Here is a 9,362-nt window from a genome sequence, read left to right as displayed (position 1 = left end):
CTATGTCAGTCCGGTTCAGTTCGAAAGGCTGGCCGGATAGCTACAAAGCCGCTCTCCACTTAAGCGAAGCAAATCCATCCAGTGGCGACGGCGTTGCGGTCCGTCAAGGACCTCTATCTTCGGGGAAGAACCAGTCATAGCACCAACACTAATCCTATCTCTTAGCGAGGTGGGAGATCGTGTCCGGTCTATTCGGGGGCTACTTCACAAAGTAGTTGGCAGGCTTTTTGGCCCAGTGGATCAAGATCGAGCGGAAGCAGTGAAGCCAGGAGTGTATGCGCTCTACCACCCAGCGCCGTGCTTTGCCATCTGCGTGACGCTTGGCCTACGCTTCCTCGCCTCGATGGCGTAGGTGCTGGGTGAACCTGAATTCCTCAGCCAAGGTGCGCGGCTCGTCATAGTCGAAGCCCTTGTCGAGACACAGATGCTGTGGACGGCGGCGGGTCGGTGTGGGCCGTCGCACAGAGATGGACGCCAGCGTCGGGAGCATCAGCTGATGGTCGTTGCGGTTGGCCCGTCGATCACGGCTCCCAGCGTGATGCCACGGCCGTCGGTCAACAGCGAGCGTTTGACCCTGCGCTTGCCTCTGTCAGTGGGAGTGCGCCCGGTTTTCCCCCATCCAGCGGCGCCTTACCCATCGCCCCGTCCAGTGCCAGCCAAGTCCAATCGATCCCTTGCAGAGCGTCGTAAGCCAGCAGCCCCTCGCGCCAGAACGCCACAAAGACCCCGGCCGCTGCCCATTCCTGAAGCCGTCGATGGGCCGAGGAGGACGAGCAAATCCCAGTCTCCCGCAGCGCATTCCACTGACATCCGGTCCGCAGCACGAAGAAGTTCGTATCCATCGCCGCCCGGTTTCGGGCACCCGCGGGTTATGGCAGCCCAGCGGGTGCTGCAGGCGGGGTGGCAGCAGCGGCTCCATCTTTGCCCAGACCGCGTCTGGCAAGCGCCAGCCGTCATTCCGGACGCGCCGACGCACCTTCTCCAATCCAATCTTCCTGATCATCCTGTCCATATGGGATTGCCGCAATGATTGCCTACCGGGATAGACTCTAAGTTCGGGAAGGCGCTGCCGTCACACTTCAGCGCCTTGAGGCCCCTGCCTTCGCAGGCCTTAGTACCATCGCACACCTAACCCGCTGCCTGCCCTGTGCAGCATGGAAGTGAACAGATTGCGACCCGAATAGGCTCTGATGAGGTGGACGTGGACGTCTCTCATAGCCTGCCTCCTTCGGGATTTAGAGCTCAAGTGAGTATGGAAGAAGCGCTAAGACATCTCGCTTAAAAATGTTGCTCTGGCGCGCTCTAAAGCTTGTGCGACTCGCCTAGCCCATTCCTTCTGCCCAGATTGGTCGGCGATAAGGTCTTGCCGGATCTCAAATTGCACGTAAGGGAGACCGCGCCTTTCAGCATGAACTGGGATAGAATATTCGCGGATCATGTCAACATCATATGGCTCGTTGAACCCTACTAAGATACTGTTATCCGCTTGCAGTGCAGCAAATACATGTCTGGTAAATCGGTCATCGACACCTACGCATAATCCCACATGCCAAGGTCTCTCGCTTGGCCGCGATCGAAGTGATGGTGTAAAGCTATGCATCGAAACGAATAGCGTGGTATGTCGGCCGCCTGTCTGCTGTTCGTCTAGGCGGCGAGTGACCTCGTTTTGGTACGGCATTATGATTTCTTCGATGCGCTGCCGCCGGTCCACTTCGCTGATATTCCTGTTGCCGGGGATAACAGTACCGTCTGAGACAACGGCGAATAGATCTTCGTCAGTGAGTGCCCTGTTACATTCGGCGACAAGGCGCGAATACCGCTGGTAAACGAGCGGTGCTTGAAGAAGATCAGACACCCACTCGGAAACACCAAGGATCCCTATGTCGATAGCTATGTGTCGGTTGAGTTCTGCCGAATCTAGCCCAAGTCCCTTCAGCGACTTGGGCACGGCGTTGCCTGCATGTTCACAGGTAATGATGAATTCCGACGCAAATTCTCCGTTGCGAATACCTACAGGAAGCGGGTCGTCGGGGCCAAGTAGTGTCTCCGTCTTGAGCGTCGCCGTCATCTTATTATACCTCTGCATAGAAGTGGATAAGTTCATCAAAGAAATTCTCTGCCGTCTTCCAGACTTCGCGGATCTTGTACATCAGATATGCTTCGGTGAAGTGCGGGCCTAGCCACGTGCTCGCGACATCGCCGGTTCCAAGAGCCTCAAGAGTTTCCCCAAGCGAGCGAGACAGGTTTCCTATACCAAGTTTGTCCCACCCAATCGGTCCGAATTTTCCGCCTTTTGCCTCAACAGATGCCCTCCGGCAGGCAGTTCATCCTTATCTTGCCAGTCGCCCAGGACGCCCCGCAGGGTCCGGTAGTTCGCAACCAAGAGACCGACGGTTTATATCGAGTCCCACAGTGATACGACCAATATAATTTCACCGCTTGTCACATCACATTTCGAGATGCTCGTTTGTAGGACTGCGAACACTCGATTTCACTGGTCGTCGAGTAATCCAGCTCCGCCGCAAGGCTGGCGCTAGCTCAGGCGCCGCCCGCACAGGCGTCTAGTTCAAACGGCCGTGCGGAACAAATTAGCAATTAAGTCGGTCTGAGCTTGCATGTCGTTCGCTGGTGCGTTCGCCACCTGGCCCTTGCGGATCATCGTCATGACCTTAAAGTCCGCAATCGTCCGTGAGGCTGTCACAAAGCTCTTGAAGCCCAGCCAGGGCCTGACCAATCGCTTGATGTGCCGATCGTCCTGCTCGACGATGTTGTTATCAGGCATGAATAGGCGCGGCACCCCTATTCAGGTTTCTGAAGGCTGACGGAACAGGTATCCTCGGCGCACCGGGATAGGGGTGTCGAGAGCACGTAAGGTGGGCGGGCCGGAAGTACCTCTGAGCTGCAAGCTCGTGTTGTTATCTGGCATCCCCTTCGACGGGCCCGGGGGCGCTGCGAGCGCGGATCCGTAGGTGTCGTGTGGCCCGCTGACTCCCGAGGTTGTGCAACCCAACAGGAGCCGGAGATGAGGATCATTGCTCTCGATGTTCATCGGTCCTTTGCCCAAATGGCGGTCCTGGAGAAGGGAGTTATCCGGGATGCCGGCAAGGTCGATCTCGAACGCAGCCGCCTGCTGCACTTTGCCAAGTCCTTAAAACCTGACGACGAGGTCGTCCTGGAGGCCACCGGCAACACCAGTGCCATCGTGCGCCTGCTGTCGCCCTTCGTGGCGCGCGTGGTGATTGCCAATCTCAACCTGGTGCGGGCGATCGCCTGGGCCAAGGTCAAGACCGACAAGATCGACGCCCGGGTCTTGGCGAAGCTGCATGCGAGCGGCTTCCTGCCCGAAGTCTGGATGCCGGACGAGGAGACCGAGGCCCGCCGCCGTGTCTCGGCAGAACGCACCCAGCTGGTCGCACAGATGACCCGGCTCAAGAACCGGATCCATGCGGTTCTGCATGCTCACCTGATCCCGCCCTATCCAGGCAGCCTGTTCTCGAAACGCGGGAGGGCCTGGTTGGCGGCCCTCCCGCTCGCCGAGGATCAGCGCCGGGTGCTCCTGCGTCATGCCGGTGAGCTGGATCGGCTTGGCGCTGAACTCGCTGAGCTCGACAAGAGCCTCGCCCAGAAGGCGCTCGACGGTCCGCAGGTCAGGCGGTTGATGACGATCACAGGGGTGAATGCCACAGTGGCGATGGGTGTCCTGGCAGCAATCGGCGACATTAAACGCTTCTCCTCGCCGCAAAAGCTTGTGAGCTACTTCGGTCTCAATCCAAAGGTGCGGCAGCCGGGCGGTAAACCCGCCTATCATGGACGCACCAGCAAACAGAGGCGTGCTCATGCCCAATCGATGCTGGTCGAGGCGGGCTGGGTGATCGCCGGCGTACCAGGCCCTCTGCGGGCCTTCTTCATCCGCATCAGGAACAAACGCGGCAAGTCGGTGGCGGCCGTGGCAACGGCGCGCAAGCTGGCGGTGATCGTTTGGCATATGCTGAGCAAGGATGAGGACTACACCTGGAGCCGGCCGGCGCTGCTGCAGTGGAAATTGCGACACCTGGAACTGGCAGCGGGGTATCCATCGCACAGTGGTGGCAGGCAAAAAGGATCCACTGCCGGGTATAGCAAGAAGGCGGTGCGTGGAGCGGAGCGAGAGATGGTCGGTGAGGCCGAAGAAGCCTACCGGCGGTTTGTGGCCAGCTGGAAACGGCGATCACCGAAAGGGTGCTCGGGTGCCGCCAATGAGGTGCGACGATCCTAAGCTGCGCGGCAGGGTTGCAACCTCACGCCCTGCTCTTCGCTCTGGGGTCACCCGAGCCCGTTCAATATAGTAGAAGCAGCCCTGCCGATCCACTCGCCGGTAGGGGCGAGTACCGTACGCACTCTCATCGCCCAGGTAGACCGGCGAGCCTCTCGTCACACGATGCCGCGCTCAAACCTAGTTTCTGCCGGTCAACACGTGGACAGCGCCTGCCTCAGACCAACAGACGATAAGAAGAATGCTCCCACCGATGTCGAAAATACCTTATACATCCGTCAGGCATTTGACCTGGCGGAGTCAAAAAGCACCAGAGTTCTCCACCCCGCTTCATTGCTTTCGGTGCAGTTGGATAAGCGGCATTCTTGTCGACCGTGGTGGTTCGCGGATTAGCCGTATGAGGCCGCATTAGCTCCTTCTAGAAGAAGCGTCTTACGGCTGCGGCATCTCGTCTGGGCGAGAGCAGAAAATCCATGGTCTGCCCGCGAGCCTCGCCGGCACGGTAAAGATTGGCCCACTGACCTTCCACCCGAAGGTATGTCTCGTTCATATGCTAGAGTGGTTTGGGGTTGAATGGTATCGGGAGATCTTGATCCACCCCCATTTAGTTGGTCCACCTTGAAGTATGTTTTGAGGCAGACATTGGACCTGCCCCCATATGTAATCCAAGGGCTATGCAACTTTCCGGGCTTGAATATACGAGTGTTCTCTTTGTAGAATAGCAGGTTCTCAACGCCGGAGTAGCCGGTCCCCTGCCTGCGCTTTGACACGAGCAACAGCTTGGCCTTCCACACCTCCAGCACCGGCATGCCGGGAATCGGGCTGTTCGGGTCCTCCTGCGCCGCCGGGTTTGCCGCCACCCCGAGCATCCGGCGCGCGATCTGGGAGGGCGGCGGGCTAGAGCATCGGACGCTTAATCGGACGCATACCCTGCGGCCTTGAGGTAGTTCCAGCACTCCTGCGGCTCGAACAGGTTGCAGATGCTACCGAGCGCTTGCAAGAGCGCCTCAAAGGTGCGGGCCTCGGCTTTGCGCAGGTATGCTTTAATTTTGGCGAAGGCTTGCTCAATTGGATTGAGGTCTGGACTGTAGGGCGGCAGGAAAAGGAACCAGGCGCCGCGTCGCTTCAGACACTGCGCGGCTTTCTCGCTCTTATGAACAGCCAGATTGTCGAGGATCACCACGTCGCCTTGGCGCAGCGTCGGCGCCAACTGCGTCTCGATGTAAACGTCGAACGCCGCGCGGGTGATCGGGCCATCAATGATCCAGGGCGCGCTCAGCTCATGACAGCGCAGCCCGGCGAGAAAGGTGTGGGTTTTCCAATGCCCGAAGGGAGCGCTCACGCGCAGGCGCTGGCCCTTACGGGAGCGCCCACGCAGGCGCGTCATCTTGGTGTCGACGTAAGTCTCATCGAGAAAGACCAGCCGGTGCGGCTGCTGGCGCATGCGGGCCCGACGCTGACTGGTCCAGATGCGGCGCTCGTCATGCACGTCGGCGCGTGCGCACTCCGCCGCCATCAGGTGTTTTTTTATAGGTGAAGCCGCGCCGGCACAGGAAGCGCGAGAGCATCGCGGGGGCCGCGACGATCCCGTATTCCTTCAGCAGCCTTGCGGCCAGTTCGGGCATGGTGATAGCGGGCTCGGCTTCGACCGTCCGGACCAGGAAGCTCTCATAAGCCACCAGCTTGCCGCGTCCCGGCGGACGGCCCTGGCGATCCGGCGCCGGCGAGCCGAGGTGCCGCGTTCGCCGCACCAGCTTGATGGCGAAACTGTCGCTGACGCCGAAGTGCTGGGCTGCGGCGGGGCAGGAATGGCCCGCCTCAACGAAGGCCGCGACCCACACCCGAAGATCGAGAGAATAGCAGTGACCCATGATCCACCTCCCGTCCGAAGGAGTGAATCACAACTCCAGCTCCTGCAGAAGCCGAAGAGTCCTATTTCCGGTCCGATGCTCTAGTGGCCTGACGTGGCCTCTTGTCAACGAGGAAAGGGACCGCATTCGTTTTGCGATGCTGTGCTGGGAAATTGAAAGATTGGCCAGCGATGCCGAGTTTCATTTTAGAATGGAAGGACAAGAGAAGTCAATTTATGGCGAGAAGTTAGAAAAGTTCATCGCGATTCTAGATGGCTGAAATCTAAAAAGCACATTTGACGGGGCCACGCTGCTGACGGATTGTACCTGTGATCGGCGTCAATGTGCAGGTCCAGTTTGAGTCCATTGACCGTCACCAGCGCTGGCGGCATCGGTGGTTAGGATTGCATAGCCGCCCACGGAGCACTCTCTTCTCTCAAACACCTGCTGTGGCTGACACACTTTCGTTTCGGAGTTCCAAATGGCATTCACGACGCCGCGCTCGCTCGGTATTCTACTCCTCGACCGCGGGCTGCCGCCCGGCGCCACGCCGCCGACGCCGTTGCCTGGCACGATGCGGAGTTCGGCTACCTTCGACTTCCCAACTATATGGGAGACCGTCGATGGAGCTTACGCAGAAAATGTAATCCACGGCGACCCAGCACTTGAGCCGGCCTGCATAGCGGCTGCCAAGCGTTTGGTTGAGCGAGGCGCCGTTACTATAAGCTCAAACTGCGGCTTCTTTATCCGGCATCAGGCGGCAGTGGCCACGTCGGTGCGAGTCCCTGTTGTGATGTCCAGCCTGCTCCTGGTGCCAATGTTGCTCCGTCAGTTGCCGCCGGCCGCAAAGCTTGCAGTCGTGACTGCCGATTCGACGTATTGCAAGGAAGATCTGCTCGGGGTGGACGATCCGGTCGAACGGGGGAGGGTGGTTGTCGGCGGCATCGAAGGCGGCAAGCTGTGGCATAATGAGCTGAAGCTCCCTCCACTGCCAACCGATGTAGCTGATATTGAAGCGGATGTCGCTGCCTGTGTCGCGCGGCTCCGCGCCGCCCACCCGGAGATCGCGGTTATCCTGTTTGAATGCACGGCATTTCCGTTGGTTGCGCCAGCGATCCGCCGCATAACAGGGCTGCCCGTCTACGACATCACGACCCTTTGCCGGATGACGTTCGCGTCTGTCGTATGAGGGCGTGGATACAGGTTGCGGAAGCGCCGCTGCGCCGCGGATGAGCAGACCTATGGTGGTACCCGCTCAGCTGCAGTCCTACAGGCGTTTCACCACATCTAACCCCACAGGAACTTGGATATGATAAAGAACCCGATTCCCTGGCCAAATGGCGCACGGTGTGCTGTCGCCTTCACGTGGGATGTAGATGCTGACGCAACTGTTCATGTCAACTATCCCGATAGTGCTGACAACCATGTAGCTACTCTTTCTCTTATGCGCTACGACCCCGAAATTGCTATTCCGAGGATTATCGATCTATTTGGAAGGTATACAATACCTCTTACGTTCTTTGTTCCGGGCTGGACGATCGAAAATTATCCGGCAGCAATCGAGTTAATGCTAAAGAACTCCCATGAGATCGCACATCATGGATACCTTCACCACGACAACAACCGTATGTCGCGTCAGCAGGAACTTGATATTCTTTGCAGGGGTATCGAAATAATCAAGGAGGCAACTGGGCGCAAGCCGCTTGGCTATCGTACGCCGAATGTCGCCTCTAACGGTGTGTCCCGCAATACGATCGACCTCCTTATGCAGGAGGGGTTCGAGTACGATTCGTCGCTCTTTGGGGACGATATACCGTATGTTCTGTCGAATGAGCGCGGGAAGATAATTGAAATACCTTGCTTACATGGGGTTGATGACTGGAAGTACTATATGAGTTGGCAAGACTTCGACTACCGTATGCAAGTCTTGGCGCCTGTCCGTGCCATCGAGATATTCAAAGCTGAGTTTGACGCGGCGTGGGAGTATGGTGGGATGTGGATGTGCGTGTGGCATCCACCAGTCAGCGGTAGATTGGCACGATGTGCTGCGCTAGAGCCGCTTATTCGGTATATGCAAGACAAGGGCGATGTTTGGTTCGCTTCGATGGGCGACATCGCAGCTCACGTCAATTCAGTAATTCAGTCCGGGCACTGGAAGCCAAGAATTGACAAGCTACCCTATTGTGTTAGCCCCATTCCTGCGCTGAAAGATTACATGAATCTGTGAGTGTACTTTGGGAATTAGCTGCCCGGATGCAAGACCTCCTCGGCGGCAGTGACGACCTGAAGGGCTTCAGGCAGGGCGTGTGAATCGGGCGACTTGAAGCGCGAGTTCGCCAGTTTGGGCTCAGAGGCCAAGCGACTTCGCACCGCCTGCTCGGTGGAGACGCTCCTGAGCACGCGCTGCCGTCTCGTGTTGTAGGTCTAGATGCCGTAATGGGCCTGCCGCTCACGAGCTAGCGGAGCGGGGTGGCTGTCCCTCACAGTGATGGTGTTGAAACGGGGTCCGAGCAGATCGGCCCCAAGCATCATGAGGGACAGCCATGGACTACTATGCCGGAATTGACGTGTCTTTGGAACTCAGCAGCGTCTGCATCCTCGATGCCTCCGGGCAGATCGTCCGCGAGGCGAAGGTCGCCAGCGAGCCTGAGGCGCTTGCCACCTTCCTCGCCGGCCTGAACCTGCCGCTCACCCGCGTCGGCCTGGAGGCTGGTCCCCTATCGCAGTGGCTGCATGCGGGACTTGTGCAGGCCGGGTTCGAAGTCGTGCTGTTGGAGGACCCGGCATGTGAAGGCGGCACTCTCGGCCATGATCGTCAAGACCGACCGCCGCGACGCTCGCGGCATCGCCCAGTTGCTGCGCATGGGCTGGTTCCGCCCCGTCCACTGCAAGTCGCCGCCGGCGCAGGAAGTGCGGGCCCTGCTTATGGCTCGCAAGCAGCTGCAGGCCAAGATGCGCGATGTTGAGCTCAGCCTGCGTGGTGTCACGTGGTCTCTTGCGCGGCTTCGGCCTGAAGGTGGGCGAGATCAGCAAGGGCCAGTTCGCGGCTCGTGTGCGCACCCTTACGGCTGGTCATGCGATGCTGGAGAGGATTGCCGAGGCCATGTTGCGGGCCCGAGAAGCTCTTCAGACGGAGTTCGCCCGGCTGCATCGGGCCATGCTGGCGCTTGCCCGAAACGACGAGGTCTGGTCTTGCTTCGAAAAAATGGAGAGCTTCTGATGAAGCAGGAGGATCTCCATGCCGAAGACCCGTTTTACGA

At 58.8% G+C, this 9,362-nt stretch carries 6 protein-coding genes and 4 pseudogenes; 4 read left to right on the top strand and 6 right to left on the bottom strand.

Going from position 1 to position 9,362, the window contains the following annotated elements; all coding sequences use genetic code 11:
- Positions 1–199: 199 nt before the first annotated feature.
- The 3 genes and pseudogenes from JKL46_RS33385 to JKL46_RS33375 all read right to left on the bottom strand — a co-directional run.
- A pseudogene (locus JKL46_RS33385) lies at positions 200–919 on the bottom strand (IS5 family transposase).
- Between the two features lie 345 nt (positions 920–1,264).
- Positions 1,265–2,068 (bottom strand): N-formylglutamate amidohydrolase, encoded by an 804-nt coding sequence (locus tag JKL46_RS33380; protein WP_201842674.1) that lies wholly within the window; start codon positions 2,066–2,068, stop codon positions 1,265–1,267.
- Between the two features lie 498 nt (positions 2,069–2,566).
- A pseudogene (locus tag JKL46_RS33375) lies at positions 2,567–2,773 on the bottom strand (DDE-type integrase/transposase/recombinase); the annotation flags it as partial.
- A gap of 249 nt (positions 2,774–3,022) precedes the next feature.
- Between JKL46_RS33375 and JKL46_RS33370 the strand changes: the two are divergent.
- The gene (locus tag JKL46_RS33370; RefSeq protein WP_201842672.1) at positions 3,023–4,255 is read left to right on the top strand and encodes an IS110 family RNA-guided transposase; all 1,233 of its coding nucleotides are present in this window, start codon (positions 3,023–3,025) and stop codon (positions 4,253–4,255) included.
- A gap of 415 nt (positions 4,256–4,670) precedes the next feature.
- Here JKL46_RS33370 and JKL46_RS36105 read toward each other — a convergent pair whose 3' ends face one another.
- From JKL46_RS36105 to JKL46_RS33355, 3 genes and pseudogenes are all read right to left on the bottom strand, one after another.
- On the bottom strand, positions 4,671–4,802 hold the full coding sequence (locus JKL46_RS36105; protein WP_246529711.1) for a transposase: 132 nt from the start codon (positions 4,800–4,802) through the stop codon (positions 4,671–4,673).
- A 142-nt stretch (positions 4,803–4,944) separates the two neighbouring features.
- Positions 4,945–5,103, bottom strand: a pseudogene (locus JKL46_RS33360) (NAD(P)(+) transhydrogenase (Re/Si-specific) subunit beta); the annotation flags it as partial.
- A gap of 62 nt (positions 5,104–5,165) precedes the next feature.
- A protein-coding gene (locus JKL46_RS33355; protein ID WP_246529710.1) for an IS630 family transposase occupies positions 5,166–6,123 on the bottom strand; the annotation gives its coding sequence in 2 pieces (ribosomal slippage) (positions 5,166–5,771 and positions 5,773–6,123; 957 coding nt in all).
- Between the two features lie 460 nt (positions 6,124–6,583).
- Here JKL46_RS33355 and JKL46_RS36100 point away from each other — a divergent pair.
- The 3 genes and pseudogenes from JKL46_RS36100 to JKL46_RS33340 form a co-directional block, all read left to right on the top strand.
- Positions 6,584–7,291: an aspartate/glutamate racemase family protein gene (locus tag JKL46_RS36100; RefSeq protein WP_246529709.1), complete on the top strand. Its 708-nt coding sequence runs from the start codon at positions 6,584–6,586 to the stop codon at positions 7,289–7,291.
- Positions 7,292–7,411: 120 nt separating this feature from the next.
- Positions 7,412–8,329, top strand: coding sequence for a polysaccharide deacetylase family protein (locus JKL46_RS33345; protein ID WP_201842670.1), 918 nt, complete (start codon positions 7,412–7,414; stop codon positions 8,327–8,329).
- 316 nt (positions 8,330–8,645) lie between these two features.
- Positions 8,646–9,289, top strand: a pseudogene (locus JKL46_RS33340) (IS110 family transposase); the annotation flags it as partial.
- Between the last annotated feature and the right edge of the window lie 73 nt (positions 9,290–9,362).

Origin of the sequence: Microvirga zambiensis WSM3693 (genome assembly GCF_016735695.1) — a bacterium.
Lineage (GTDB): Bacteria > Pseudomonadota > Alphaproteobacteria > Rhizobiales > Beijerinckiaceae > Microvirga > Microvirga zambiensis.
This window is presented reverse-complemented; position numbering and strand designations above follow the sequence as displayed.

Coding starts and splice junctions, on each gene's coding strand:
- JKL46_RS36105 (WP_246529711.1), bottom strand. CDS start 4,802: ATGAACGAGACATACCTTCGGGTGGAAGGTCAGTGGGCCAATCTTTAC.
- JKL46_RS33380 (WP_201842674.1), bottom strand. CDS start 2,068: ATGACGGCGACGCTCAAGACGGAGACACTACTTGGCCCCGACGACCCG.
- JKL46_RS36100 (WP_246529709.1), top strand. CDS start 6,584: ATGGCATTCACGACGCCGCGCTCGCTCGGTATTCTACTCCTCGACCGC.
- JKL46_RS33370 (WP_201842672.1), top strand. CDS start 3,023: ATGAGGATCATTGCTCTCGATGTTCATCGGTCCTTTGCCCAAATGGCG.
- JKL46_RS33345 (WP_201842670.1), top strand. CDS start 7,412: ATGATAAAGAACCCGATTCCCTGGCCAAATGGCGCACGGTGTGCTGTC.